Source organism: Bacillus sp. B15-48, assembly GCF_016879755.1.
GTDB lineage: Bacteria > Bacillota > Bacilli > Bacillales > Cytobacillaceae > Mesobacillus_B.
This window is the reverse complement of the sequence record NZ_WOFU01000002.1, coordinates 370,663-396,962: the sequence shown is the minus strand read 5'-3', so window position 1 is coordinate 396,962 and position 26,300 is coordinate 370,663. Positions and strand designations below refer to the sequence as shown.

The 26,300-nt window shown below is 38.5% G+C and carries 30 protein-coding genes; 29 read left to right on the top strand and 1 reads right to left on the bottom strand.

Annotation, left to right across the window (positions count from 1 at the left end):
* Nucleotides 1-112 precede the first annotated feature (112 nt).
* From GNT69_RS07470 to GNT69_RS07375, 20 genes are all read left to right on the top strand, one after another.
* Nucleotides 113-949, top strand: coding sequence for a heptaprenyl diphosphate synthase component 1 (locus GNT69_RS07470; protein ID WP_203554879.1), 837 nt, complete (start codon nucleotides 113-115; stop codon nucleotides 947-949).
* A gap of 2 nt (nucleotides 950-951) precedes the next feature.
* Nucleotides 952-1,656 (top strand): demethylmenaquinone methyltransferase, encoded by a 705-nt coding sequence (locus GNT69_RS07465; protein ID WP_203554335.1) that lies wholly within the window; start codon nucleotides 952-954, stop codon nucleotides 1,654-1,656.
* 15 nt (nucleotides 1,657-1,671) lie between these two features.
* Entirely contained in the window at nucleotides 1,672-2,634 is a 963-nt protein-coding gene (gene hepT / locus GNT69_RS07460; protein WP_203554334.1) for a heptaprenyl diphosphate synthase component II, read from the top strand.
* Nucleotides 2,635-2,728: 94 nt separating this feature from the next.
* On the top strand, nucleotides 2,729-3,175 hold the full coding sequence (gene ndk, locus GNT69_RS07455; RefSeq protein ID WP_203554333.1) for a nucleoside-diphosphate kinase: 447 nt from the start codon (nucleotides 2,729-2,731) through the stop codon (nucleotides 3,173-3,175).
* Nucleotides 3,176-3,315: 140 nt separating this feature from the next.
* The gene (aroC, locus tag GNT69_RS07450; RefSeq protein ID WP_203554878.1) at nucleotides 3,316-4,488 is read left to right on the top strand and encodes a chorismate synthase; all 1,173 of its coding nucleotides are present in this window, start codon (nucleotides 3,316-3,318) and stop codon (nucleotides 4,486-4,488) included.
* Between the two features lies 1 nt (nucleotide 4,489).
* Nucleotides 4,490-5,569: a 3-dehydroquinate synthase gene (aroB, locus tag GNT69_RS07445; RefSeq protein WP_203554332.1), complete on the top strand. Its 1,080-nt coding sequence runs from the start codon at nucleotides 4,490-4,492 to the stop codon at nucleotides 5,567-5,569.
* Between the two features lie 11 nt (nucleotides 5,570-5,580).
* The gene (gene aroH / locus GNT69_RS07440; RefSeq protein WP_203554331.1) at nucleotides 5,581-5,946 is read left to right on the top strand and encodes a chorismate mutase; all 366 of its coding nucleotides are present in this window, start codon (nucleotides 5,581-5,583) and stop codon (nucleotides 5,944-5,946) included.
* An 85-nt stretch (nucleotides 5,947-6,031) separates the two neighbouring features.
* Complete coding sequence (gene hisC / locus GNT69_RS07435; RefSeq protein WP_203554330.1) at nucleotides 6,032-7,132, top strand: histidinol-phosphate transaminase; 1,101 nt, start codon at nucleotides 6,032-6,034, stop codon at nucleotides 7,130-7,132.
* Nucleotides 7,133-7,149: 17 nt separating this feature from the next.
* Nucleotides 7,150-8,259, top strand: coding sequence for a prephenate dehydrogenase (locus GNT69_RS07430; RefSeq protein WP_203554329.1), 1,110 nt, complete (start codon nucleotides 7,150-7,152; stop codon nucleotides 8,257-8,259).
* 70 nt (nucleotides 8,260-8,329) lie between these two features.
* On the top strand, nucleotides 8,330-9,628 hold the full coding sequence (gene aroA / locus GNT69_RS07425; RefSeq protein WP_203554328.1) for a 3-phosphoshikimate 1-carboxyvinyltransferase: 1,299 nt from the start codon (nucleotides 8,330-8,332) through the stop codon (nucleotides 9,626-9,628).
* 127 nt (nucleotides 9,629-9,755) lie between these two features.
* Nucleotides 9,756-10,649, top strand: coding sequence for a hypothetical protein (locus tag GNT69_RS07420; protein ID WP_203554327.1), 894 nt, complete (start codon nucleotides 9,756-9,758; stop codon nucleotides 10,647-10,649).
* A gap of 26 nt (nucleotides 10,650-10,675) precedes the next feature.
* Entirely contained in the window at nucleotides 10,676-11,935 is a 1,260-nt protein-coding gene (locus GNT69_RS07415; RefSeq protein ID WP_203554326.1) for a tetratricopeptide repeat protein, read from the top strand.
* 41 nt (nucleotides 11,936-11,976) lie between these two features.
* Nucleotides 11,977-12,525: a ReoY family proteolytic degradation factor gene (locus GNT69_RS07410; RefSeq protein ID WP_203554325.1), complete on the top strand. Its 549-nt coding sequence runs from the start codon at nucleotides 11,977-11,979 to the stop codon at nucleotides 12,523-12,525.
* 149 nt (nucleotides 12,526-12,674) lie between these two features.
* Nucleotides 12,675-13,136, top strand: coding sequence for a YpiF family protein (locus GNT69_RS07405; RefSeq protein WP_203554324.1), 462 nt, complete (start codon nucleotides 12,675-12,677; stop codon nucleotides 13,134-13,136).
* 127 nt (nucleotides 13,137-13,263) lie between these two features.
* Nucleotides 13,264-13,794, top strand: a complete 531-nt coding sequence (locus tag GNT69_RS07400; protein ID WP_203554877.1) for a QcrA and Rieske domain-containing protein — start codon at nucleotides 13,264-13,266, stop codon at nucleotides 13,792-13,794.
* A 3-nt stretch (nucleotides 13,795-13,797) separates the two neighbouring features.
* Entirely contained in the window at nucleotides 13,798-14,472 is a 675-nt protein-coding gene (gene qcrB, locus GNT69_RS07395; RefSeq protein WP_203554323.1) for a menaquinol-cytochrome c reductase cytochrome b subunit, read from the top strand.
* A gap of 78 nt (nucleotides 14,473-14,550) precedes the next feature.
* Nucleotides 14,551-15,306, top strand: coding sequence for a menaquinol-cytochrome c reductase cytochrome b/c subunit (locus GNT69_RS07390; protein WP_203554322.1), 756 nt, complete (start codon nucleotides 14,551-14,553; stop codon nucleotides 15,304-15,306).
* Between the two features lie 74 nt (nucleotides 15,307-15,380).
* On the top strand, nucleotides 15,381-15,980 hold the full coding sequence (lhaT, locus tag GNT69_RS07385) for a lipoprotein heptaprenylglyceryl N-acetyltransferase LhaT (RefSeq protein WP_203554321.1): 600 nt from the start codon (nucleotides 15,381-15,383) through the stop codon (nucleotides 15,978-15,980).
* 124 nt (nucleotides 15,981-16,104) lie between these two features.
* Entirely contained in the window at nucleotides 16,105-16,905 is an 801-nt protein-coding gene (ypjB, locus tag GNT69_RS07380; protein ID WP_203554320.1) for a sporulation protein YpjB, read from the top strand.
* 63 nt (nucleotides 16,906-16,968) lie between these two features.
* Nucleotides 16,969-17,643 (top strand): zinc metallopeptidase, encoded by a 675-nt coding sequence (locus GNT69_RS07375; RefSeq protein WP_203554319.1) that lies wholly within the window; start codon nucleotides 16,969-16,971, stop codon nucleotides 17,641-17,643.
* 40 nt (nucleotides 17,644-17,683) lie between these two features.
* Here GNT69_RS07375 and GNT69_RS07370 read toward each other — a convergent pair whose 3' ends face one another.
* Complete coding sequence (locus tag GNT69_RS07370; RefSeq protein ID WP_203554318.1) at nucleotides 17,684-18,556, bottom strand: YitT family protein; 873 nt, start codon at nucleotides 18,554-18,556, stop codon at nucleotides 17,684-17,686.
* A gap of 186 nt (nucleotides 18,557-18,742) precedes the next feature.
* Here GNT69_RS07370 and GNT69_RS07365 point away from each other — a divergent pair, with 186 nt between their 5' ends.
* From GNT69_RS07365 to panC, 9 genes are all read left to right on the top strand, one after another.
* Nucleotides 18,743-19,072, top strand: a complete 330-nt coding sequence (locus GNT69_RS07365; protein ID WP_203554317.1) for a nucleotide pyrophosphohydrolase — start codon at nucleotides 18,743-18,745, stop codon at nucleotides 19,070-19,072.
* Nucleotides 19,073-19,085: 13 nt separating this feature from the next.
* Nucleotides 19,086-19,886: a 4-hydroxy-tetrahydrodipicolinate reductase gene (gene dapB / locus GNT69_RS07360; protein WP_203554316.1), complete on the top strand. Its 801-nt coding sequence runs from the start codon at nucleotides 19,086-19,088 to the stop codon at nucleotides 19,884-19,886.
* Between the two features lie 13 nt (nucleotides 19,887-19,899).
* Complete coding sequence (gene mgsA, locus GNT69_RS07355; protein ID WP_203554315.1) at nucleotides 19,900-20,325, top strand: methylglyoxal synthase; 426 nt, start codon at nucleotides 19,900-19,902, stop codon at nucleotides 20,323-20,325.
* Nucleotides 20,312-21,028: a bacillithiol biosynthesis deacetylase BshB1 gene (bshB1, locus tag GNT69_RS07350; protein ID WP_203554314.1), complete on the top strand. Its 717-nt coding sequence runs from the start codon at nucleotides 20,312-20,314 to the stop codon at nucleotides 21,026-21,028. The genes mgsA and bshB1 overlap by 14 nt, the downstream gene beginning before the upstream one ends.
* On the top strand, nucleotides 21,025-22,161 hold the full coding sequence (bshA, locus tag GNT69_RS07345; protein WP_203554313.1) for an N-acetyl-alpha-D-glucosaminyl L-malate synthase BshA: 1,137 nt from the start codon (nucleotides 21,025-21,027) through the stop codon (nucleotides 22,159-22,161). The genes bshB1 and bshA overlap by 4 nt, the downstream gene beginning before the upstream one ends.
* Nucleotides 22,161-23,357: a CCA tRNA nucleotidyltransferase gene (locus GNT69_RS07340; protein WP_203554312.1), complete on the top strand. Its 1,197-nt coding sequence runs from the start codon at nucleotides 22,161-22,163 to the stop codon at nucleotides 23,355-23,357. Before bshA ends, GNT69_RS07340 begins: the two co-directional genes overlap by 1 nt.
* The gene (locus GNT69_RS07335) at nucleotides 23,342-24,325 is read left to right on the top strand and encodes a biotin--[acetyl-CoA-carboxylase] ligase (protein ID WP_203554311.1); all 984 of its coding nucleotides are present in this window, start codon (nucleotides 23,342-23,344) and stop codon (nucleotides 24,323-24,325) included. Before GNT69_RS07340 ends, GNT69_RS07335 begins: the two co-directional genes overlap by 16 nt.
* 254 nt (nucleotides 24,326-24,579) lie before the next feature.
* Complete coding sequence (panB, locus tag GNT69_RS07330) at nucleotides 24,580-25,416, top strand: 3-methyl-2-oxobutanoate hydroxymethyltransferase (RefSeq protein WP_203554310.1); 837 nt, start codon at nucleotides 24,580-24,582, stop codon at nucleotides 25,414-25,416.
* Between the two features lie 23 nt (nucleotides 25,417-25,439).
* Entirely contained in the window at nucleotides 25,440-26,300 is an 861-nt protein-coding gene (gene panC / locus GNT69_RS07325; RefSeq protein ID WP_481747616.1) for a pantoate--beta-alanine ligase, read from the top strand.

Below are 26,300 nucleotides of genomic sequence, written 5' to 3'. Positions count from 1 at the left end.
GATATAATGGTCACTGCTTTGAATAATAGTTTTTTAAATAATTATTCAGGAAAGATAAGGATAACAAGGAATCATAGTCGACTTGCTATTCAACTCAACATCTGGGACAAGGGTGATTCATTTGCAAGAATTTGAGATGAAAATTGAACGGGTACGAAACAAATTATCAGATAAATTAAACCATCCATATTTACTTCAAAATATTGCAGCTCCAATCATTGATGAGGATAAGCTGTGTTTACTTGTCTCTCTTTTAAATCAGCATAGACTTACAATGGATGAAATCAATAATTATGCAGTGACAACGACACTATTGCAAATAGCCCTTGATACCCATGAGCATGTTCAAAATGGGGAGCCATTAGAAGATGCCTCTGCACTAAAAGATAGACAGTTGACTGTTTTGGCGGGTACTTATTATAGCGGCTTATTTTATAAACAACTTGCAAACGTAAATAAAATTGAAATTATTACTACGCTTGCAGCAGGTGTAAAAGAAATTAATGAACATAAAATCTCTGTATATCATAAAGATTCTGAAGCGATTGATCGGTTGATGAAAAGTGTAAAGATTATTGAATCATCTTTATTAGGCAGACTGGCAGATGTATTTCATGTCCCTATTTGGAAAGAGTTTGCTGCTAATCTCCTGTTTGTTAAGCGAATGATCAAAGAACAAAACCATTTTATACAGACAGGAAAATCGATTGTTTTTGAAGGTTTAAAAAAGATTGCTCTATCTAAAAATAATCAGGAATTAACCAGGATTTCCAACGATCAGCAAAAGTATTTACTTTCAATATGTGAACGTTATATCGATTATTCAATAACGATAATTGAGGATGCAATCATAAGGCTTCCAACAATGGACAAACAAATGCAAAATCGAGCAGTTGAGATTCTTGGACAACGTCGTTCCATTACAAAATTCATTTTGGAAGAAGGATGAAAATGCAACAATCAAAAGAAGAACGAGTACATGGAGTTTTCGAAAAAATTCACGAAAACTATGATCAGATGAACTCCGTTATTAGTTTTAAACAGCACATTCGCTGGCGTAAAGATACAATGAAGCGGATGAACGTTCAAAAAGGTGATAGTGCTCTTGATTTATGTTGTGGCACAGCTGATTGGACGATTGCCCTTGCTGAAGCAGTCGGTCCCGAAGGAAAAGTCATAGGCCTTGACTTTAGTAAAAATATGCTTAAAATTGGCGAGCAAAAAGTGAAAGAACGAGGGCTTGAGCAAGTCTCATTAATACATGGAAATGCAATGGAACTCCCGTTTGATGACGATCAATTTGATTATGTCACCATCGGTTTTGGGTTAAGGAATGTCCCTGATTATCTTCAAGTATTAGAAGAAATGAACCGTGTGTTGAAACCGGGAGGGATAGCAGTTTGTTTAGAAACTTCCCAACCTGAAATGATTGGCTTTAAGCAAATCTACTATCTTTATTTCCGATATATAATGCCTTTATTCGGAAAAATGTTTGCGAAAAGCTATAAGGAATATTCATGGTTGCAGGAGTCTGCTCGTGATTTTCCAGGTATGAAGGAGCTTGCGAGAATGTTTGAAAAAGCAGGGTTTAAAAATGTTACTTATAAACCTTTTAGTGGTGGAGTTGCTGCAGTCCATATAGGTTATAAAAAATAGTGTTGGGTTGATAAAATGAAATTAAAAATGTTGTACTCATATTTAAATTCAGATATAGCTGTCATTGAAAGAGAATTGGAGGCTTCTATTGACACTCATTCTCCATTGCTAAGGCAAGCATCACTTCATACGCTCCGCGCTGGCGGAAAAAGGATTCGCCCAGTGTTTGTTCTTCTAGGTGGGAAATTTGGTAAGTATGATATTAATGTGATAAAAAATGCGGCTGTACCGTTAGAACTAATTCATATGGCATCTCTAGTTCATGATGATGTTATTGATGATGCGGAATTGCGGAGGGGACAGCCAACGATTAAATCTAAGTGGGATAGTCGCATTGCTATGTATACAGGGGATTATATTTTTGCAAGAGCCCTCGAAATCATGGGAGAGGTAAAGAACCCACTTGCTCATCAGATTTTATCAAATACGATCGTTCAGCTCTCTATAGGAGAAATTGAACAAGTAAAAGATAAATATAACTTTGAACAAAATCTCCGAAATTATTTGCGCAGAATAAAGCGGAAAACAGCATTATTAATCGCGGCCAGTTGTCAACTTGGAGCAGTTGCTTCAGATGTGGAAGAAAGTGTGCAAAGGAATCTTTATCGTTTTGGTTATTATGTGGGCATGAGTTATCAAATTATCGATGATGTTCTCGATTTTACTAGTTCAGAAAAAGAACTTGGGAAACCGGCTGGGGGAGACTTACTTCAAGGGAATATAACGCTCCCAGTTTTATATGCTATGGAGAATAGGGTGTTTTCAGAGAAAATTAAACATGTTCATGAAAATATGTCTCGTGCTGAAATTGAGGAATTAATTTCAATCGTAAAACAATCAGGTGCAATTGAAAAATCATTGTTGTTAAGCGAACGTTACCTCAAAAAGGCTCTCTCCACTCTCGACGAACTCCCTTCAAACAAGGCGAAGAAAACTTTACGGGATATTGCAAGATATATTGGGAAACGCAAATATTAGTAAAAGTTGCTAAGTTTTCAAAAAAATGATACTATTTTTTTTGGGTTGTTCATCGAACAACCACTATACATAAGTTCTTTTAGGGGTGGAGTTCATGGAAAAAACATTTTTAATGGTCAAACCGGATGGTGTTCAACGAAATGTAATTGGTGAAATTGTTTCACGTTTCGAGAAGAAGGGTTTCCAGCTAGTTGGTGCGAAATTAATGAGCATTCCGACAGAGTTGGCAGAACAGCATTATGGTGAGCATAAAGAGCGCCCATTTTTTGGCGAACTAGTTGAGTTTATTACCTCTAGTCCTGTGTTTGCGATGGTATGGCAAGGCGAAAATGTAATTGCTACTGCTAGACAAATGATGGGGGCAACAAACCCAAAAGAAGCAGCTCCTGGAACAATTCGTGGAGACTTAGGTTTAACAGTTGGTAAAAATATTATTCATGGTTCTGACTCACCTGAAAGCGCTGTACGGGAAATCGGTTTGTTTTTCAAAGAAGAGGAACTTGTGGATTACAATAAGCTTGTAAACGATTGGATCTATTAAAAACAAAAAACATCTGTCCATGGACAGATGTTTTTTTATTTTTTCCTTTTCTATTGTTTAAATTTTTGCTATTTTTATTTAAACGTGTATGATATATTGGTACATAATCCTTTAATGAGTTGAAGGGGGAAAGAGTAATGATGAGATATTTAACAGCAGGCGAATCCCACGGGCCACAGCTAACGACAATTATCGAAGGACTACCGGCGGGAATGCCACTTATTGGAGAAGATATAAACGAGGAGCTCGCCAGAAGGCAAAAAGGGCATGGTCGAGGCAGACGCATGCAAATCGAAAAAGATACTGTTCAAATTATGAGTGGTGTTCGCCATGGTTACACGCTTGGCTCTCCAGTGACTCTTGTGGTCAATAATGATGATTGGACCCATTGGACAAAAATTATGGGACAAGACCCGCTTGACCCGAGCGAATCAGAAGAAGTGAAAAGAAAAATCACCCGTGCAAGACCAGGGCATGCAGATTTAAATGGAGCATTGAAATACGGTCATCGGGACATGAGAAATGTGTTGGAGAGATCATCCGCACGTGAAACGACTGTAAGAGTGGCAGCGGGAGCAGTTGCAAAAAAATTACTGTCTTTATTAGGAATTGAGATAGCTTGTCATGTATTGGAAATTGGTGGTGTAAAGGCAACAAATACATCTTATGCTTCTTTAGCAGAATTAAAAGATAAAACGGAAGCCTCCCCAGTTCGTTGTTATGATGACGAAGCAGGGGTTAAAATGATGGCAGCCATCGATGAAGCAAAGAAAAATGGCGATTCCATTGGGGGAATTGTCGAAGTAATTGTCGAAGGAATGCCTGTCGGTGTGGGCAGTTATGTGCATTATGATCGCAAACTCGATGCAAAGCTTGCTGCGGCAATGATCAGTGTTAATGCTTTTAAAGGTGTTGAATTTGGAATTGGATTTGAAGCTGCAAGGAAGCCAGGAAGTGAGGTTCATGATGAAATCCTTTGGGATGCTGAAAACGGCTATACAAGGAGAACGAATCGACTTGGAGGACTTGAGGGAGGAATGTCGACAGGAATGCCGATTGTTGTACGTGGTGTAATGAAACCAATTCCAACCCTTTATAAACCACTGCAAAGTGTTGATATAGAAACGAAAGAGCCATATGCTGCAAGCATTGAAAGATCGGATAGTTGTGCTGTCCCAGCAGCTGCAGTTGTTGCGGAAAATATAATTGCTTGGGAATTAGCATCTGCAATTATAGACCAATTTTCTTCTGACCGTCTCGATTCTTTACAAGCAGCTATTGAGGAGCACCGCCGGTACGCGAGGGAATTTTAATATGGAGAAAATTACGATTCGAGCAGGCAATCAAACATATCCGGTCCTTGTTGGCTTTGATGTAAAAAACCATTTAAATGCTTTTATAAAGGAGCAGTTCCCACAGCTTACTTCTATTCTAATTATTACTGATGAAACAGTTGGGGACCTCTATTTGGATACGTTAATTGAAAAATTAGAATTTCCGAGCATTCGAACGAAAATCGTCCCGGCTGGGGAGAATGCAAAGACATTTGAGGTTTTTCATGATTGTCTTACGTATGCCTTAGAAGAAAAACTTGATCGTAAATCTTTAATCCTGTCGTTCGGTGGAGGAGCAGTTGGAGATTTAGCGGGATTTGTCGCAGCCACTTTCATGAGAGGCATCCCTTTCATTCAAATTCCGACAACTATACTCGCACATGACAGTGCAGTAGGCGGGAAAGTGGCAATTAATCACTCACTAGGGAAAAATATGATTGGCGCATTTTATCAGCCCTCTGCTGTCTTTTATGATTTAAATTTCCTCAAATCTCTTCCAGCATCGGAGAGAAGATCAGGTTTTGCAGAAGTAATTAAACACGCGTTAATCCATGACCGTAAATTTTATTTATGGTTATTAGAAAATATCGGTCATCTTGAGCAGCTCTCAGATTCAGATGTTGTTTTGTTTTTGACGGAAGGAATTAAAGTTAAGGGGTCAATCGTCGAACAAGACGTGAACGAATCAGGTGTACGTGCTCACCTTAACTTCGGTCATACACTCGGGCATGCGATTGAAGCAGAAGTGGGATATGGTTCAATCACTCATGGTGAGGCAGTGGCAATTGGTATGCTATTCGCTCTAAAGTTGAGCACTGAACTGTATTCTTTATCTCTTAATTTACAAGAGTTTGCCGGTTGGCTAGAACAGTTAGGCTACCGTACTGAACTGCCTGAAAACCTTTCTGTTGAACGATTAATTAACCGAATGAAACAAGATAAAAAGTCGGTTGGTCAAACTATTCGCTTTGTTCTTTTACCAGAGTTTGGTAAGCCAAAGGTCGATGAAATTAAAGATGATTATCTGTTCAAAAAACTCGAAGAATTTCAGAAGGGATAGGGGGGATTGTTTTGATTAGAGGGATTAGAGGAGCGATCACGATAGAACACAATACCGAAGAGGATATCCAGTCTGCGACCGAGAGAGTTGCGAAAGCGGTCATCGCAGAAAATAATATTAATCCGGACTCTGTAACTTCGGTCTTTATCTCTGTAACAGATGATGTGAATGCTGGATTTCCTGCAAAAGTGATTCGTCAATTCGAAGGTTGGAAATACGTACCAGTCATGTGCATGAAGGAAATATCTGTTCCGGGATCATTACCAAAATGTATTCGGGTGATGTTTCATGTTAATACAGAAGCTGCTCAAGATGAAATAAAACATATCTATCTCGATGGAGCTATCGTTCTTCGTCCAGACCTTCATAATTCTTAATAGAATTTTTTAGGATGATAGAAAACGGAAATTTTTAATTATGTGGTAATTTATTTGAAAATGCTTAAATAATGAGGTGGAATAAATGAAATGGAAGCAGCAATTGCTCTCTTTAAAGCCATATCAACCAGGCAGAACGATTGATGAAGTGAAAAAACAGTTTGAACTGGATGAAATTGTTAAACTTGCATCGAATGAAAATCCATTTGGGTGTTCGCCAAAAGCCACAGCAATCATTAAAGATTATTCGGGATTGTATGCACTTTATCCAGATGGATACGCTACAAAGCTTAGAGAAGCGGTTTCCGCACATTTGAACGTAGATCCAAAACAATTGATTTTTGGAGACGGTTCGGATGAATTGATTCAAATTATCTCACGAGCATTGCTCCATCCGGGTGTAAATACAGTGATGGCATCAGGAACTTTCTCTCAATACAAACATAATGCGATTATTGAGGGTTGTGAGATTAGAGAAATTCCTTTAGTTGACGGGGCCCATGATCTTGACAATATGATTAAAGCGATTGATGCTCATACGAGCGTTGTGTGGCTGTGTTCTCCGAATAATCCGACTGGAGTTTATATAAACAATCAGGAAATAACGACATTCCTTTCAAAAGTTCCTAAAGATGTGCTTGTCGTTCTAGATGAAGCTTATTATGAGTATGCGGAAGCAGAAGATTATTATGACGCTCTTACACTAGTAAACGAGTATGATAATTTAATTGTCCTTCGAACTTTCTCAAAAATATATGGTCTTGCAAGCTTAAGGGTAGGATATGGAATTGCTCATACGGACATAATCAAGGTACTTGACCCGGCAAGACCACCATTTAATGTCAATGCTCTTGGTCAAGCTGCTGTAATTGCAGCAATTGAAGATCAAGATTTCGTTGACTGGTGTAAACAAGCGAACATTGTCGGAAAACAACAATTTTATCAATTTTGTGAGGAGCATCAATTAAGTTATTACCCTTCTCAAGGGAATTTTATTCTAATTGACTTCGGGTGCGATGGAAATGAAGTCTTCCAATTTTTAATGGAAAGAGGTTTTATCGTTCGTTCCGGTGTTCCGTTAGGGTTTCCGACTTATGTTAGGGTCACTGTTGGTTCGAAAGAACAAAATGAAGGCGTCATTGGCAGGATGAAAGAATTTCTTGCGACTAAGGCAGCGCTGTCGTAAAAAAAGAAGGTGATACTTTGAAAGGCCGCGTTCTTATTATCGGTATGGGTTTAATTGGTGGTTCACTTGCTCTTTGTATTAAAGCTGAACATGAGGATGCAGTCATTGTTGGCTACGATGTGGATGAGGAGCAGGCAAGGTTAGGGAAAATGATGGGAGTCATTGACGAGATAGGCAGTAGTATAGAGTCTGAAGCAGAGAAATCGGATCTTATTATTCTTGCCACTCCTGTAAGTGTCACGGAGAATATAATTGCTCGTTTATCTACTCTATCACTGAAAAAAGATGTGATTGTAACTGATACGGGGAGTACGAAATTATCGATAACGACAAAGGCATCCTCCTTAATTGAAAAAGGGGTATGTTTTATCGGTGGTCACCCGATGGCTGGTTCGCATAAAAGCGGGATTACAGCTGCGAAAAGGATTTTATTTGAGAACGCTTTTTATTTATTTACACCAGTTGAAAGAACGAATCCCGAACATTTGAATATTCTTAAAACCTGGTTGGCTGGAACGAAAGCGAAATTTTTAACGGTTACTCCCGAAGAACATGATTACTTAACAGGGGTCATTAGTCATTTTCCACACTTAATTGCTGCTTCGCTTGTCCATCAAGCGGCAGCAGCTGAGGATCGCTCGGCACTTGTTGGTAGATTAGCAGCAGGAGGATTTAGGGATATAACAAGAATTGCTTCTAGTAGTCCAACAATGTGGCGAGATATATTGCTACATAACCGCAATGTACTTTTAGACTTGTTACACGATTGGCAAAATGAGATGGATAAAGTGACATCATTGCTAGAATCTGCTGATGTCTCCGGAATCTATGATTATTTTGACAAGGCAAAAAAGTTTCGAGATGATTTGCCTGTAAAGAAAAAAGGTGCGATTCCAGCATTTTACGATTTATTTATTGATGTTCCTGACTATCCAGGGAGTATTTCGGAAATTACAGGTTATCTAGCTAGGGAAGAGATTAATATTACAAATATTCGCATTTTGGAAACTAGAGTAGATGTGTATGGTGTTTTGGTCATTAGTTTTCAGAGCGAAGAAGACCGAATGCGTGCCGACGAATGCATTCAAAGGCTTACTAAGTTCGAAACATCCATTGGAATCGGATAATGCATGTGCAATGGCCATTATTTTAAATTAGGCATTTTACTTTCACTTATTAAACATAAAGGAGTTTACGATGGAAGCAAATAAATTGGAATATAACAGATTATCCCTATCCGGGACGATAAATGTTCCAGGCGATAAATCAATATCCCACCGTTCGGTCATGTTTGGTGCGTTGGCATCAGGAACAACGACTGTTGAGCATTTTCTTCTTGGTGAAGACTGTTTAAGTACGATTTCCTGCCTGCAAAAACTAGGTGTGAAAATTGTACAAGAAGGCAGCAAAGTAACCGTGGAAGGGAAAGGCTTTGAAGGCCTGCAGGAGCCAGAAGAAGTTCTTGATGTAGGGAACTCAGGTACAACGATTCGTTTATTAATGGGAATCCTTGCTGGGCGGCCATTTCATTCGGTTTTAGTGGGAGACCAGTCCATTGGGAAACGTCCAATGACACGTGTAACACGTCCTCTAATGGAAATGGGGGCGGAAATATCCGGGCGGAAAAATGCGGAATATACGCCACTATCTATTAATGGCGGATCGCTTGAACCAATTCATTATCAGCTTCCTGTGGCTAGTGCTCAAGTAAAGTCAGCGATTCTTCTCGCGGGATTGCAAGCAAATGGAGAAACTTCTGTAGTTGAACCCGAAAAAACAAGGGATCATACGGAACGTATGATTCGAATGTTTGGTGGAGATGTAAAGACTGAAGGGAATGTCATTACGGTAAAAGGCGGTCAGAAGTTAACTGCAACGCATGTTAATGTACCAGGAGATATATCGTCAGCGGCTTTCTTCCTTGTCGCAGGTGCAATTGTTCCTGAGAGTCGAATTGAATTGAAAAATGTTGGATTAAATCCAACACGAACAGGTATTCTTGATGTTTTAACACAAATGGGTGCTGATATGAGCATTTATGAATATGACACCTCCACAAATGAACCGGCAGGAGATATCATCGTTAAAACATCTTCTTTAAAAGGGATTGAGATTTCAGGTGAACTTATTCCACGACTTATTGATGAAATCCCAATTATCGCTCTTTTAGCAACACAGGCAGAAGGTAGCACTATTATTAGAAATGCTGCTGAATTGAAAGTGAAAGAAACGAATCGGATCGATACAGTCGTAAATGAACTAAAAAAGTTAGGGGCAATAATCGAAGCGACAGACGATGGAATGATTATTCATGGAAACGCTACTCAACTTCATGGAGGAGTGGTTTCGAGCCATGGTGACCATAGAATTGGCATGATGCTTGCTGTTGCAGCTTTAATTAGTAAGCAAGAAGTATGGTTAGAACAAAGTGAAGCAATTGCTGTTTCTTATCCAGAGTTCTTTAAGGATTTGTATTCCTTATTACAATCAAATTAAAAATAAAAAGCCGTTCCTATGCCCGTAGGAGCGGCTTTTTATTTTTTTTTCGCTTGTTTTTTAAAATAGTTATATTTCCACTTCTTTTCTCATAGCTTGTCTTAAGAGCCAGTAAGGGGGAGGGTAAATGGACTATATTATAGACAATGCTCATATTTTAAAAACTGGGTCAATAAAAAACATATCCCTGTTAATCGAGAATAACCATATTTCTTCTTTAAGGTCTTCATTTAATTGGTACAAGCATCTAAGGGTAAATGCAGCGAATTATATTATGACACCTACACATGTCCTTTTTGATGCAAATTTGCCCTTTTCAGGGACGTTTGTACAAAGAAAGGATTATTATTTAAAACAGTTCATACTTAAAGGTTGTACGACAATCCTAACTTGTACTTCCGTTCGCAAAGAAAAAGAATTAACTTTACAGTTGAAAAAAATCAAATCACAGATGCTTGATTGTCCAGTAGACTATGTTATTGGTATAAAAGTTCCAACCAAACTTCTGACTGCTAGTTTTTTACGGAAATGCAAGCGGGAAAGAATGCCAGCAATCTTTGTCGAGGTAAATCATGCTGCGGAGTTAGAAGAGGTAAAATGGGGGTGGGTTAAAGAAGCTTTATTTCCTTATAACAGCCCATTGATTCCGATTTTTTCTAATGATGATAAATTTACACATAGTTTATGGAAAGAGATAATGAAGACGCATAGAATTCCAAGCCTTGAGGATGAAATAATAGCAGATGTTCCATTGAATCGAAAAACGCTAGAGAAAATAGGCATTTTTCCAAAGAAATCAAATTTGCAGGATGGTGGGGAATTAAGTTACAATTTTTATTCAAAAGACAAAGAAACTGTTAAAATGAAAGAAAGTGAGTTGTTTATGAAACACGAGTCAAGTTTACTAATGACAATCCATAAAGGAAAAGTGATCCGTGCGGGCAAATATATGAATTATCGCCCTGGTTATGGAGAGTATGTGTTAATAAAGACTCCTTCTTTTTACCTATCCCCCACATAAAGAAGAAGAGATTGGAAGGGTGACCTATGAATACTGAAGCAATCACTAGTTTTTTAGAGAATGGACAAATAAAAGAAGCAATGGTTTTATATGAAAAAGTATTGAATGAAGGCTATGATGACGAAAAGTTTAGGTTGGTCGAGGAATTTTTTCGGTTTGGGTTTCTTGAAGAGACGAAAGAATTATTAAAGTCGTTACTCCAAACTTATCCAGATGAAGGAGAGTTACTTGTCTATCTAGCAGAGACACAACTTGAGCTCGGAGACGAGGAAAAAGCGATGCTCACCCTTGATAAGGTTCGTCATGATGATCCCGTCTTTCCACAGGCTTTGTTATTAATGGCCGATTTATACCAGATGAATGGGTTGTTTGAAGTGAGTGAACAGAAACTTCTGCAAGCAAAAAAGTTGCTGCCAAATGAAGTCGTGATTGACTTTGCACTAGCAGAGTTGTATGCCCATCAAGCCAGGTTTTCTGAGGCGATCCCAGCTTATGAAATTGTTTTACAAGAAAGAAGCGAAATTGGCGGGGTATATGTAAATCAAAGACTTGCTGAAGTATATAGTGCATCAGGGTTATTTGAAAATGCAATGGATTTTTACGAAAAGGCTCTTAACGAACATTTGGAAATTAACACATTATTTGGCTTTGCATTTACAGCTCTCCAAGCAGGGAATAACAAAACAGCAATTGAGAAATTTGAAGAATTAAAAACACTTGATCCAGAATATCATTCATTGTATTTATATTTAGCCCGTGCCTATGAAAAAGAAGAGATGCTGGACAAAGCCTTTGAAACAATAAAAGTAGGTTTAACACAGGATGAATTTAATAAGGATCTTTTTTACTATGGAGGAAAGCTGGCTTTAAAGCTTAATAATGAGTCTGAGGCAGAACGACTACTTCGAGAGACATTAGCCCTAGACCCGAGCTTTACCGAGTGTGTGCTCGTCTTAAATAAATTACTTTTAAAACAGGAACGCTATGAAGACATATTGCAGCTGATTTCTGAAACGGATTTAAACGAAGAGGAAGAGCCTCAACTTTTATGGGATACTGCAGTTGCGAATCAGCATTTGGAACAATATTCAGAGGCATTAAACAAATATGAGCATGCATATACTTTCTTTAAAGAAAACGAAGAATTTCTTAGTGATTACGGTTATTTTCTAATTGAAGAAGGAAAAATAGCCGTTGCTGCCGAAATTTTTAGTAAGTTAGTCAAAATGGATCCAGTGAATGATGAGTATCAAGAACTTCTTGAACGATTGACTGATGATTATTGATGGCCACAAAGAATTGACCATTTTAGAGGAGGGATTCACGAATGACAACTCCTGTTTCTGTCAATGAGAAGAAGGATTTTATCCGTTGGTTTTTGAATCATTATCAATTAAAGAGGCGGGAATGCGTGTGGATTCTCAATTATTTAATGAGTCATGACAAACTAATGGAAAAAGTCCATTTTGTTGACAAAGCTCAGTTTTGTCCGCGAGGCTTAGTGATGTCTACTCATTGTGTTGATGATGTACCATTCCGCTTTTATAAAGAGAATATTATGACAACGGATGCTGAAAAATCATTTCATGATATTCGTTTGAATCGTGATGAAGAGATTTTTATTCAGTTAAACTTCTACGCTTCGAACAAAGCTCCTCAATTTGCCGCAGTGCTTGAAGAAAACCCATATATGCCAAAGCGGCTTCAAATTACTGACAAAGATCGGATGATTGCTGAAAAGTTTCTAGATGAAAGTTTATTTCGATTTCAAAGAGAAAAGCTGGTTGAATTAATTGACCAGGCACTTGACCGGCAGGACAGAGAGGCTTTTGAAGCCTTATCGGAAAAACTAAAAATGCTTCAACCTAGTGAATGACAGGCTTGCTAAGTATAAGCAAGCTTTTTTTGTTATTAATCGGAATACGGTTTATTTCCAAAATAGTAAGTAATCAAAATATTTATTGGGCATTTATGTCAAAGTAGTGATAAGATGGAATGGAATAAAGAAAATGGAGTTGAAAAAGGATGAAATGGGTCGCATCTGATATTGAAAAGTATGTCAAATCAATAGAATATGTGGATACAGCCGTTATTCCTTTATTGCCTATTTCGTTTGGCGATGATATAAAGGAATCTGCTGCAATGACAGAATTCACGACACTACTGACAAATTTACTTGAAAGACAGCTTCAGGGGAGGATTCTCCTCATACCTGGATTTTCTTATTTACGAGAGGAAAAAAATGAAGCTTTAGACCAACTAAATCGGTGGGAATCTCAATTATTGGACAATCAGTTTAATCATGTTTTTCACGTGACATCTGATATGGATTGGAAGCAGGATGAGGAGCACTTAAGGGGAACGCTGTTGTGGTTGCCTTCAATCCCGCTTCAACATATGGATGAAAGGTCGAAAACATCAGTGATGGAAGATCAAGTAAGGCAGCTAATGAACCTTTTTATTCAAAAATGGCGTGAAGAAGAATAGGTGTTATTTTTATCACTGATATACATGTTTTTACCATAGTATTATATTGATTTTATAAAGAGATTGATATATCATGGTTATGTCCTAGTCTAAATTATGTGTACAAATAGTGTCTAATGTTTTAAAAATGGGGAATAGAGGGGGGAAAAGCGTGAGTGAGAATCGCGTTTCAAGACGGCAATTCTTAAACTATACACTGTTAGGTGTAGGCGGTTTCATGGCTGCGGGGATCGTTATGCCAATGGCTCGTTTTGCGATTGATCCAGTTTTAAAGGCTGATGCTAGCGGCGACTTTATCGCAACAAAGCTTAAAGTAGCTGATATCACGACTGAGCCGCAGCGGGTTGACTTCAAATTCGACCAGGTTGATGCTTGGCATGAATCTGAGGAAACTGGAACAGCATGGGTGTACAAGGATGATAATGGGGTAATTGTAGCTCTTTCACCTGTGTGTAAACACTTAGGCTGTACAGTGGACTGGAATACGGATGAAAAGAATCCAAATATGTTCTTCTGTCCATGCCATTATGGTCTTTACGAGAAAGATGGGATGAATGTCCCGAATACGCCACCGATTGCACCTCTAGATGTGTATCCGACTGAGGAAAAAGATGGAATCCTTTATGTAGGTAAAGCAAGACCACGAGAGGGGGCGTAATAATTGTTAAACAAAATTTACGATTGGGTAGATGAGCGTTTGGATGTTACGCCACTATGGCGTGATATTGCTGATCATGAAGTGCCAGAGCATGTGAATCCGGCTCATCACTTTTCTGCATTTGTGTATTGTTTTGGTGGATTAACTTTCTTTATTACTGTAATTCAGATTTTATCTGGAATGTTTTTGACAATGTATTATGTTCCAGATATAAAAAATGCTTGGGAATCAGTTTATTACTTGCAAAATGAGGTTGCCTTTGGACAAATTGTCCGTGGAATGCATCACTGGGGAGCAAGCTTAGTTATCGTCATGATGTTCTTACATACATTGCGGGTATTCTTCCAGGGCGCTTATAAAAAGCCTCGTGAATTGAATTGGGTTGTTGGGGTCTTGATTTTCTTCGTTATGCTTGGGCTAGGTCTTACGGGGTATTTATTACCATGGGATATGAAAGCGTTATTCGCAACGAAAGTTACCTTGCAGATTGTAGAGGCAGTACCGTTGTTAGGACCATATTTAAAAATCCTATTAGCCGGTAGCGCAGATATTGTCGGAGCACAGACATTAACACGTTTCTTTGCGATTCATGTATTTTTCTTGCCTGCTGCCTTATTTGGTCTACTAGCAGCGCATTTCATTATGATTCGTAAACAAGGGATTTCAGGTCCATTGTAAGAAATTGTCTGATAAGAAAGAAAACGTTGTGCGGAAAATGATCTGTTCAACTTCACGGAAAAAGGAGGGGATTGCTCGATGCATCGTGGTAAAGGGATGAAATTTGTAGGTGACTCTCGGATTTCGGCCGAAAGGAAGCCTTTTATTCCTAAAGATTATTCAGAATATCCAGGGAAAACAGAAGCTTTTTGGCCAAACTTTCTCTTGAAAGAATGGCTTGTAGGTGCCGTCTTCTTAGTAGGATTTTTAGTTTTAACTGCGTCACATCAACCGCCGCTTGAGAGGATTGCGGATCCAACAGATACTGCGTATATTCCGCTACCAGACTGGTATTTCCTATTTTTATACCAATTGTTAAAATACTCATTTGCAGCAGGGCCATATACTGTAGTCGGTGCTTTAGTTATACCTGGTTTAGCGTTCGGAGCGTTATTGTTGGCACCATTTATTGATCGTGGCCCTGAACGTCGCCCGTCTAAACGCCCGCTTGCGACAGGTTTTATGCTTCTTTCAGTGGCTGCTATTTTCTACCTTACTTGGGAATCTGCGGCACAAACGGATTGGGAAGCGAAAGAGAAGATGGGCGCTATTTCGGATGTGGAGATCGACAAAGCGAATGAAGGGTATCAGATTGCTGAAGCGAATACCTGTTTAAGCTGTCATGGAGGAGAGCTTGGGGGCGCAAGTGGACCAGGCTTAATTGGAACAGGATTAACTGCTGAAGAAGTCGCTGACATCGCAATTAATGGAGTTGGCTCCATGCCTGGCGGTATTTTTAATGGTACTGAAGAAGAACTTCAGATTATGGCTGAATTTATCGCAGGATTAGAATAATGATTTATGAAGTTGGCGGAATAATCCGCCAACTTTTTTTGAAGAGAATTGAATATGTGGAAGGAGTGTTAAAAATGCTAATCCGGCTCTATGCGATTTTGGCCAATCGTACGTTTTTATGGCTTTTATTATTGATTAATATATTTGGTACAATCTACGGGTATTATTGGTATTTACCGCAACTAATCGATACGCCCCCCGTGTTTTTGCCATTTGTACCTGATAGTCCAACCGCTTGTTTGTTTTTTGTTTTTGTCCTAGTAGGATTTTTACGAGGAAAAAACTGGCCTTTGATGGAAGCATTAGCAATCGTTACGCTTGTTAAATATGGGATATGGGCAGTCATAATGAATTTACTCATATTAATTGTAACTGGAGAGCTACATTGGACTGGTTATATGCTTATGGGTTCTCATTTTGCAATGGCTGTGCAAGGTGTACTATATGCTCCATTCTATCGTTTTAAGCTATGGCATTTGGCTATAGCCGCAATCGTCGCCTTACATAATGAAATGATTGACTATGTGTTTAACATGATGCCAAATTACAATCAACTCAATTTATACATAAATGAAATTGGATATTTTACTTTCTGGTTAAGTATTGTTTCTATTGCTATCGCTTATTATTGTGTTTTGCGTAAAGATCGATTGCTACTAAAGATATCAAAGTAAGGAAATAGGAATCGAATAACAAAAATGCATTTATTTGGCAATTTTGATTTGGGGAAACTACGATAAAATAGGTCTATCCTTGTCCACTCTTTCATACATTTTAGTATTCAGAGGGGGGACAGGAATGAATGCAAGGAATGTTGTTGTTGTAGTACTAGTTATGCTGTTCTTGTTGCCAATAGAAGTTTCTGCAAATGAGACTCAAAGGATAAAAAAGCTAGATACCATATCTGATGAAGCATTACAAATGGTTAAAACTTATCGTTATGATGATGCTAATAAGCTACTGAAGTTTTTTCAGGAAGAGTTTTTAACCGTAACTTCAAATGGGCATATATTTTCGATGGACGAGTTAAGGGTAATTACTGTCGCCTATAATGATGCTGCTGACGCTTTAGGCGCAACGGAAATAGAGCATCAAGAACGTGTAAACAAAGTAACTAAATTTCGCCTCGTATTGGATGCCGTTTTATCTACATATCAGCCTTTATGGACAGAATTGGAAGCGCCGATTATGACAGTCTTTAGTGAAATGAAAACAGCTGTTGAAAATGGAGATAATGAAGACTTTTATGAAAATCTAGATTCCTTTCTTTCTTTATATAATGTCATTTATCCAAGCCTGAAAATTGATATAACTCCAACAAAAATTCAACAAATAAATGCTCGAGTGAATTATATTGACCAATTTCGGCCGGAAATTTTAACAGAAACAGCGAGCTTAGAGGAACTAATGGTTCTTGAGGAAGAACTTAAGAGTCTATTTAGCAATAGGATGAAAGAAGATGAAACAGACCCTTCTCTTTGGTGGGTAATTATTTGTACCGGAAGCATCATTATTGCCACGTTATCCTATGTCGGCTGGAGGAAATTTAAAGCTGAAAGAGAGAGGCGGTTAAACCGACTGAAGGAACGTAAGAATTGACACCCTTTGTCAACTTTCATTAAAATAAAGATAACAACTAGAAATGTAGGAGGGCTTTAAAAATTGATATTAGTTTATTTTGCGATTGTTCTGTTGGTTCCGATTTGGGCTCAGCTTCGTGTGAAAAGTACGTTTAAAAGATACTCTCAGGTTGCGTCATCCTCACAGATGCGTGGAGCCGAGGTGGCAAGAAAAATTCTCGATGATAATGGGCTTTACCATGTGGGGATTGAAGAAACTAGTGGAGTGTTAAGTGACCATTATGATCCGCGTTCGAAAACAGTTCGTCTATCTTCTGATAATTATCATGGTCATTCTGTTGCTGCCGCTGCAATTGCAGCCCATGAAGTCGGGCATGCAATTCAGGATCAGGAGGACTACTCCTTCTTGCGATTCCGCCATGCGCTCGTGCCTGTTGCCAATCTCGGTTCTAATTTCTCATGGATTTTCATTTTAATCGGGATTTTCGCTCAACTAAGCAATATGCTGCTATTAGGGATTATCTTTATGGCGGCAGGGGTACTATTCCAATTAATCACATTGCCTGTCGAATTTAATGCATCGAATCGTGCGATGGAACAAGTGGTCAGTGCTGGCATTATTCGCAATGATGAAGAACGTGAAACAAAGAAAGTTCTTAATGCTGCAGCACTTACGTATGTTGCTGCTGCCGCTGTAGCTGTACTTGAACTACTTCGATTAGTTATGATTTATACAGGAATGACTAGAGAGGAATAATTACAAAAGAAATAGCCGCGAGAAGATAGCGGCTATTTCTTTATCTTTCAATCGGTATTTTATTTTCATCCAAGGTAAATCCTTCTCCTAAAACATCGTGGACAATGGTAACAGATACAAACGCATGTGGGTCAATAGAATTGATGACCGTTTTTAAACGAACGATTTCATTTTTGGCGACGACGCAATAAAGAACATTTCGTTCTTTTTTTGTATATGACCCCATTGCTTTTAAGATTGTTGCCCCTCGATCCATTTCTTTCAATATTTTATTTGCAATCTCTTCGTTTTTATCAGAAATAATCATTGCACCTCTCGCTGTGTATGCCCCTTCTTGCATAAAGTCAATAACCTTAGCTCCAATAAAGACAACTACTAATGTGTACATTGCTTCCCGATAATTTAAGTATGTGACAACCGATAAAGTAATCACGAAAAAGTCAAATAGAAACATTGTCCTCCCCATTGTCCAACCGAAAAACTTTTGGGCAAGTCTAGCAATGATGTCAACGCCACCGGTCGTCCCGCCAAAACGAAAAATAATTCCAAGCCCGATTCCAATAAAAACACCAGCGAATAGAGCAGCGAGGAATAGGTCTTCATATAACGGCATTTCGATTTGAAATCGTTGGAAAATAGCTAAAAAAAGTGAGACACCTAATGTCCCGATAACTGTATATAAAAACATGTTGCGACCGAGCAATTTCCAGCCTATAAAAAATAATGGAATATTAAGCAATAAATTTGTTATAGCGGGATCCATATTAAATACAAAATAAAGTAAAAGGGTAATTCCTGTAAAACCGCCTTCAGCTAAATTATTTTGCATATTAAAGTGAACGATTCCGAAAGAATAAATGGCAGAGCCAAGTAAGATAAAGATAGTGTTTTTAAATTTTAGTCCAAATAGCAACCGATTCCCTCCTGCACATCTAAGATGATTGCGTAAAGCGATATTAATTATATAAAATATTACATAGAAGGGCAATCTTGAACAATCTCACCTAATTTTACAAAAATATTTGTCAAAACTTCGTCGGTAAGCTAACATCAAAAGAGATGATACATAATTTATTCCAACTTAAAGAGGTGACAGCGAATGAGTGGCGATAAAACAATGAAGGATCTGCAAAAAGAAGTAGATGAATACATAGGTCAATATAAAGAAGGGTACTTCAGTCCATTAGCATTAACTGCCAGAATGACCGAAGAACTTGGGGAACTAGCAAGGGAAGTCAATCACCAATATGGAGAAAAACCAAAGAAGGCAACAGAAAAAGAGAAGGCAATTGAAGAAGAGCTTGGTGATATGTTATTTGTCTTAATTTGCTTTGCTAACTCTTTAAATATAGATTTACAGGAAGCACATGATCTTGTAATGGAAAAATTTACTACTCGAGATAAAGACCGTTGGACAAGGTTAAAGTAAAGGAGAAGGAAGAATGAAAAAAGTAAAAATAGTCGTAGCTGGTCCACGTGGCAGAATGGGGACGGAAGCGGTTAAACTTGTAAAAGAAACAGAGAATTATGAACTTGTAGGGGTAATCGATCGGAAATATGAGGGAAAAGACCTAGCTGAAATCGATGGATTTGCAGGGATTAATGGAAAAATTTATACAGATATACAGCAATGTTTTAAGGAAACGCAACCGGATGTTTTAATTGATTTGACAACACCAGAAGTTGGGATGGAACATTCATTAACCGCTCTTGAATACGGGGTACGTCCTGTTGTTGGTACCACAGGGTTTACTAGCGGCGATTTAAAAAAACTAGAAGCGTTATGTGAGCAAAATGGACTAGGTTGCATTATTGCTCCGAATTTTGCCATTGGAGCGGTCCTCATGATGAAATTTTCGCAAATGGCTGCAAAGTATTTTGGAGACGTTGAAATTATTGAACTTCATCATGATCGAAAACTTGATGCTCCGTCAGGAACTGCTGTTAAAACCGCTGAAATGATTTCAACCGTTCGTGAGGCAAAAAAACAAGGACATCCTGATGAAAAGGAGACGTTACCTGGAGCAAGAGGGGCGGAAATGGAAGGAATGCATATCCATTCTGTTCGTTTACCAGGATTGATCGCCCATCAACAGGTGATGTTTGGTTCAGATGGACAGACTTTATCTATCAGGCATGATTCCTATAACCGTGAATCTTTTATGTCAGGAGTAAAGTTAGCTGTCGATTATGTTGTTGAAAAAAACAATTTTGTTTATGGATTAGAAAATATTATAGAATAGGGGCACAACAAATATGAATATTGCACTCATAGCTCATGATAAGAAAAAAGATGATCTAGTCCGGTTTACGGTCGCATATAAACATTCCTTCGAGAGGCATTCTCTGTTTGCTACTGGGACAACCGGTCTTAGGATAGCTGAGGCGACCGGCCTATCGATTCATCGATATCAATCTGGTCCACTTGGGGGCGACCAAGAAATTGGAGCAATGATTGCGCAAAATTCACTGGACGCGATTTTCTTTTTTCGCGATCCGCTAACTGCGCAACCACATGAACCAGATGTGACGGCTCTTCTTAGACTTTGTGATGTTTATGCAATTCCTTTGGCGACAAATATGGGGACAGCTGAAGTCTTAATTAAGGGGATTGATCGAGGAGATCTAGACTGGAGAATGATTGTAAAAGAGAGCAGTGACAAAAAGAATGAAAAACGTTAAGCTTGATATTCTCGCGTTTGGGGCCCATGCTGATGATGTAGAAATCGGTATGGGCGGGACAATTGCAAAGTATACTTCATTAGGTAAGCGAGTTGGAATTTGTGATCTTACTAGGGCGGAACTCTCGTCAAATGGTACGGTTGAACAGCGGCTATTTGAAGCGCAAAAGGCCGCTAAAATCCTAGATGTGACGACAAGAGAGACGTTGAATTTGCCAGATAGAGGCTTGTTTGTAAAAGAAGAATACATAAAAAAAATTACAAGTGTGATTCGTCGCTACCAGCCAAAAGTTGTATTTGCTCCATACTTTAAAGACCGCCACCCAGACCATGGAAACTGTGCACGTCTGGTCGAAGAGGCGGTTTTTTCGGCAGGGATAAAAAAATACGAAACTGGCGATGAATATGAACCTTATCGTGTGAATAATTTCCATTTTTATATGATAAATGGATTTCATAAACCTGAATTCGTCATAGATGTTAGTGAGTTTATGGAAAAGAAAATTAAGGCACTGCAAGCTTATAAAAGTCAATTCGTAAAAACTGCAACCGGATTCGATACACCGCTGGTAAATGGTTATATTGATGATGTAGAAGCGAGAGAAAAATTATTTGGTAAGGATGCTGGAGTGTTATATGCAGAAGGGTTCATGACGAAAAGTAGATTAATTATTCACGATTTGTTAGGAGAAAAAAACGGATGAGAAAGTTAAAAATAGGGATAACATGTTATCCGACAGTCGGTGGCTCGGGCGTTATTGCTACTGAGCTCGGAAAGCATCTGGCAGAAAATGGGCATGAAATCCATTTTATCACATCAAGCCTGCCATTTCGTTTGAACCGGATGTTTGACAATATTTATTTTCATCAGGTTGAAGTGAATCAATATTCAGTTTTCCAATATGCTCCATATGATATTGCGCTAGCTAGTAAAATGGCTGAGGTGGCGGTTGCCGAGAATTTAGATATTCTTCATGTTCATTATGCGATTCCTCATGCAGTTTGCGCAATCTTAGCAAAAGAGATGAGTGGACGGAATTTGAAAATTGTGACGACATTACATGGTACGGATATTACTGTACTAGGTTACGATTCTTCCCTTAGCGAAGCAATCCGTTTTGGAATTGAAAAGTCAGATGCAGTCACAGCTGTTTCCAATTCATTAGTATCGCAAACATATGAACTAATAAAGCCTAAAAAGGAAATTCACTGTGTATATAATTTCATTGATTCACGTGAATTTAAAAAAGGATTCAGTAATTTACGACAATATTACCGCATTGGTCAAGAGGAAAAAATAATCATCCATGTATCAAATTTACGTGCAGTAAAACGAGTACCAGATGTGGTTCGAGCATTTGCAAAAATCTCAGATAAAATCTCCTCTAAATTACTGCTTATTGGTGATGGACCGGAAATGAAGGTTGTCTTAAACTTAATTGATGAATTAAAGATACGGGATAAAGTACTCCTGTTGGGAAAACAGGAAAACTTAGAAGAGTTATATACAATTAGTGATTTAATGTTACTTTTATCTGAAAAGGAGAGCTTTGGACTTTCCGCACTAGAAGCAATGGCATGTGGTGTCCCATGTATTGGTACGAACATTGGTGGAATCCCAGAAGTAATTACTCATGGTGAAAATGGTTTTGTATGCAACGTAGGTGACGTTGATGATGTAGCGGATAAAGCTTATACACTGCTAACAGATAGTAAGCTGCACAAACGGTTTTCTAAAAATTCCCTTCAAACCGCACAGGGGAAATTTAGTTCTAAAAAAATTGTCGCTCAGTATGAGGAAATTTATGAGCGAGTTTTGGGACAGGAGTGTTATTAATGCTACCTGCCTTTAAAAATGCCGTTCCAATCATTAAAGAAATTGAGAAACGAGGATTTGAGGCTTATTTTGTCGGTGGGGCAGTTCGTGACGCAATTCTTGGTAGGGAAATAGCTGATGTTGATATTGCTACATCAGCATTCCCGGAAGAGTTAAAGCGAATATTTCCTAACACAGCTGATGTTGGAATTGAACATGGGACAATCATCGTCATTTATGACCGGGTACCATATGAAATTACGACATTTAGAAGTGAGACGGGGTATAGCGATTATCGGAGACCCGATCATGTTGAATTTATTCGCTCACTAGAAGAGGATTTAAAACGGCGTGATTTTACGATGAATGCAATCGCGATGGATCACTCAGGAAAGTTAATTGACCCTTATGAAGGGAGAAAGGCAATCTTAAATAAGCAAATCATTACTGTTGGGAATTCAGTAGAGAGATTCAGTGAAGATGCTTTGAGAATGATGCGAGCAATTCGCTTTGTCAGCCAATTAGGATTTACAATTGAAGAAAACACTCTCTTAGGGTTGAAACAAACGGCTTCTTTACTCGAAAAAATAGCTATTGAACGAAAGCTTGCTGAATTTGAGCAAACGCTAAATGGTCCGTGTCGAAGTGAAGCAATAAATATCCTGGTAGAAACAGGGCTCTATCAATACTTGCCGTGTCTTCGACAATATGAATCAAGTTTACTTAAACTGGCGAGCTACTCGGAGTCGCACCTCTCATTAGAAGAAATGTGGACTTTTCTCCTTTATCATATTGGATTCTCAGAAGAGGATGCAAATGTATTTTTAAGAGGTTGGAAACTACCAGTAAAAAAATTAAAGACCTGTGTTGACCTTTTACACTGGCTTCGCTTTAGAATGGAAAATAGTTGGAGCGCTCTTGCGGCCTATCGAGCAGGTAAAGAAACAATGTTTGCAGTCGAGAGACTTTTCAGGGTTCTCTCCAAAAATGAATCAATAACGGAAAAAGAGATACTCCAGTTACACGAACAATTGCCGATTAAAAATCGTTCGGAACTAAATTTGACTGGGAATGATTTGCTTGCTTGGTTTAGCGGGAAACCAGGCCCATGGATAAAAGAATATCTTGAGCATGTGGAGCAAAAAGTGATAAGTGGAGAGGTACAGAATGTGAAGGCCGAAATAAGGGAGTGGCTTATGAGATGCAATCTGAAATAAGAAAAAACTTAATCAAGGCGTTTACAAATGCTGAAAAAAACTACATCTCAGGGCAAAACCTTGCAGATGCAGTTGGCTGTTCTAGAACGGCGATATGGAAACATATTGAGGAGTTAAGGAAGGAAGGCTTCGTGATTGAATCGGTGAAGAAAAAGGGTTATAAAATTGTTGAAGTACCTGAGAAGGTTACAGCTGATGAAATTGGATTAGGTTTGAATACAGAGTTTATTGGAAGGCATATTCACCATGAAGATATTGTAGATTCAACGCAAAAAGTAGCTCACCGGCTTGCATCAGATGGAGTAATTGAGGGCACCGTTGTTGTGGCTGAGGAACAAACCTTAGGAAGAGGAAGATTGGATCGGAAATGGTACTCCCCAAAATATACTGGTGTATGGATGAGCATTATATTGAGGCCGAGACTCCCGCTTCAAAAAGCTCCACAGCTGACATTGGTGACTGCTGTTGCTGTTGTAGAAGCGATTGAAGAAGTCACTGGGATTTCGCCACAAATTAAGTGGCCTAATGATATTTTAATTAATGGGAAAAAAGTCACTGGGATTTTAACAGAGCTGCAAGCAGATTCAGATCGTATAAATGCCGTGATTATTGGAATAGGCATGAATGTAAACCAACAACAAGCTGATTTTCCAGAAGAAATAAATCATATTGCAACCTCACTGGCAATCGAATCTGGACAGACAATCTCGAGAGCAGCGTTAATACAAGCTGTTTTTGCTAGGTTAGAAAAGCTTTACTTAACTTATACGAAAAATGGTTTTTATCCAATAAAGTTATTATGGGAAAGTTATGCCTTGAGTATAGGGAAGAAGATTATTGCAAGGACTATTACGGGAGATATTACCGGAAAAGCGGTTGGCATTACGGATGAAGGTGTTCTAAAAATTGAGCAAGCCGATGGGCAAATTAGTCATGTATACTCAGCGGATATTTTTATTAAAGAATAGTATATAGAATATGTAGATTAAAACCACTTCATTTGTTATAATTTGCTTACGGGCAGTATCGTAAGAACTGCACCTTCTGTTATTAACTTTCAAAAAATGAGTCTGCCTAGATCCGTATATGGACCGGGACAGAGGGATGAAACAATTGATTAGAGTATAATCGGGTCCTTCTGTTTAAATGAAGGACCCGTTTTATGTTTACTAACAAGAGCACTTGTTTTATCACCTCTCCTGTAAAAAAGGAGGAAATGAGAATGAAACAAACAACGGGTTTTATTAAAATGAAAGAAGATGGCCGAAAGATCGTGATGGTGACTGCTTATGATTTTCCAGCCGCCAAGCAAGCAGAGGAAGTAGAGGCTGACATGATTCTTGTTGGTGATTCTCTCGGTATGGTAGTTCTTGGGTATGAGTCTACGATTCCAGTAACAATGGATGATATGGTTCATCATGCCAAAGCAGTAAAAAGAGGAGCGAAAAATACATTTATTGTCGTCGATATGCCATTCATGAGCTATCATCTTTCAATAAGAGATACGTTAATAAATGGTACGAGAATCATTCAAGAAACGGGGGCACATGCTGTTAAATTAGAAGGCGGAGCGGAGATTGCTGACCATATTAAAGCACTTGTTCAAGGTGGAATCCCAGTTGTCGGACATTTAGGTCTAACCCCACAATCAGCAGCTGTTTTAGGCGGATATAAAGTTCAAGGGAAGGATGCGAAAGCAGCAAATAAATTAATCGAAGATGCTAAAAAGTGTCAAGAAGCAGGTGCGTTTGCCTTAGTATTAGAATGCGTTCCAAGGCAGTTAGCAGCACAAATTTCGAGTATACTGAATATTCCGACCATCGGAATCGGTGCTGGTGTAGATACAGATGGCCAAGTTTTGGTCTATCATGATATTCTTACTTATGGTGTCGAGAGGGTACCAAAGTTTGTAAAACAATATGCAAACTTAAATGGTCAGATGGTCGAAGCACTCCGTTCGTATGCAAATGAAGTTCGAAATGAGCAATTTCCTGAAGAAAAGCATAGTTTCACGATGAAAGAAGAAGAATTATTAGCGCTTTACGGAGGGAAGTCATGATTCAAGAAGTTGCTACCAATAAAATAAAGATGATAACAACGATTAAGGAAATGCAAAATAAGATTTCTTATTTGAAATCGACCGGAAAAACAATTGGATATGTACCAACAATGGGCTATCTTCATGAAGGACACAAAGCATTGATGGAAAAAGCAAAAGAAGAAAATGAAATATTAGTTATTAGTATTTTTGTCAACCCACTCCAGTTTGGCCCTGGAGAAGATTTTAATGCTTATCCTAGGGATATAAATCATGATCAAATGATTGCAGAGGAAATGGGCGTAAATTATATTTTTTATCCATCAGTTGAAGAAATGTATCCAGTGACTCCTTCTCTCTCTGTAAGGGTAGAAAAAAGGACGGATGTTTTATGTGGAAAGTCACGACCAGGTCATTTTGACGGGGTTGCGACGGTCTTAACAAAACTTTTTCATATAATTATGCCTGATCGTGTTTACTTTGGCATGAAAGATGCTCAACAGGTAGCAGTTGTCGATGGCTTGATTAATGATTTTAATTTTCCTATAAAGCTTGTACCTGTCCCAACTGTTAGGGAAGTGGATGGACTTGCAAAAAGTTCGCGGAATATTCATTTACAGTCAGGGGAAAGGGTTGAGGCAAAGGAGCTTTATCAAAGTCTCATGTTAGCAGAAAGGTTGACTTTAGAGGGAGAAAGATCTCCAGATGAAATCATTCAAAGCATGAAGGACTCCCTTAATGCACGTTGTCGAGCAGAAATAGATTACGTTGAAATTTATTCCTATCCAGAATTAGAGAGGCTCACAACGTTAAAAGGGAAAGTTCTTATTGCACTAGCAGTGAAGTTTTCAAAAGTTCGTTTAATAGATAATCTTATTCTTGATTTGGACAATTGGGGGAATTAA

Coding starts and splice junctions, on each gene's coding strand:
- dapB (WP_203554316.1), top strand. CDS start 19,086: ATGAAAAAAGTAAAAATAGTCGTAGCTGGTCCACGTGGCAGAATGGGG.
- GNT69_RS07340 (WP_203554312.1), top strand. CDS start 22,161: ATGCTACCTGCCTTTAAAAATGCCGTTCCAATCATTAAAGAAATTGAG.
- ypjB (WP_203554320.1), top strand. CDS start 16,105: ATGAATGCAAGGAATGTTGTTGTTGTAGTACTAGTTATGCTGTTCTTG.
- ndk (WP_203554333.1), top strand. CDS start 2,729: ATGGAAAAAACATTTTTAATGGTCAAACCGGATGGTGTTCAACGAAAT.
- GNT69_RS07465 (WP_203554335.1), top strand. CDS start 952: ATGCAACAATCAAAAGAAGAACGAGTACATGGAGTTTTCGAAAAAATT.
- GNT69_RS07415 (WP_203554326.1), top strand. CDS start 10,676: ATGAATACTGAAGCAATCACTAGTTTTTTAGAGAATGGACAAATAAAA.
- GNT69_RS07390 (WP_203554322.1), top strand. CDS start 14,551: ATGCATCGTGGTAAAGGGATGAAATTTGTAGGTGACTCTCGGATTTCG.
- GNT69_RS07335 (WP_203554311.1), top strand. CDS start 23,342: ATGCAATCTGAAATAAGAAAAAACTTAATCAAGGCGTTTACAAATGCT.
- hisC (WP_203554330.1), top strand. CDS start 6,032: ATGAAATGGAAGCAGCAATTGCTCTCTTTAAAGCCATATCAACCAGGC.
- bshB1 (WP_203554314.1), top strand. CDS start 20,312: ATGAAAAACGTTAAGCTTGATATTCTCGCGTTTGGGGCCCATGCTGAT.
- aroC (WP_203554878.1), top strand. CDS start 3,316: ATGAGATATTTAACAGCAGGCGAATCCCACGGGCCACAGCTAACGACA.
- mgsA (WP_203554315.1), top strand. CDS start 19,900: ATGAATATTGCACTCATAGCTCATGATAAGAAAAAAGATGATCTAGTC.
- GNT69_RS07405 (WP_203554324.1), top strand. CDS start 12,675: ATGAAATGGGTCGCATCTGATATTGAAAAGTATGTCAAATCAATAGAA.
- GNT69_RS07365 (WP_203554317.1), top strand. CDS start 18,743: ATGAGTGGCGATAAAACAATGAAGGATCTGCAAAAAGAAGTAGATGAA.
- aroA (WP_203554328.1), top strand. CDS start 8,330: ATGGAAGCAAATAAATTGGAATATAACAGATTATCCCTATCCGGGACG.
- hepT (WP_203554334.1), top strand. CDS start 1,672: ATGAAATTAAAAATGTTGTACTCATATTTAAATTCAGATATAGCTGTC.
- aroB (WP_203554332.1), top strand. CDS start 4,490: ATGGAGAAAATTACGATTCGAGCAGGCAATCAAACATATCCGGTCCTT.
- GNT69_RS07420 (WP_203554327.1), top strand. CDS start 9,756: ATGGACTATATTATAGACAATGCTCATATTTTAAAAACTGGGTCAATA.
- bshA (WP_203554313.1), top strand. CDS start 21,025: ATGAGAAAGTTAAAAATAGGGATAACATGTTATCCGACAGTCGGTGGC.
- panB (WP_203554310.1), top strand. CDS start 24,580: ATGAAACAAACAACGGGTTTTATTAAAATGAAAGAAGATGGCCGAAAG.
- lhaT (WP_203554321.1), top strand. CDS start 15,381: ATGCTAATCCGGCTCTATGCGATTTTGGCCAATCGTACGTTTTTATGG.
- GNT69_RS07400 (WP_203554877.1), top strand. CDS start 13,264: ATGGGGAATAGAGGGGGGAAAAGCGTGAGTGAGAATCGCGTTTCAAGA.
- GNT69_RS07410 (WP_203554325.1), top strand. CDS start 11,977: ATGACAACTCCTGTTTCTGTCAATGAGAAGAAGGATTTTATCCGTTGG.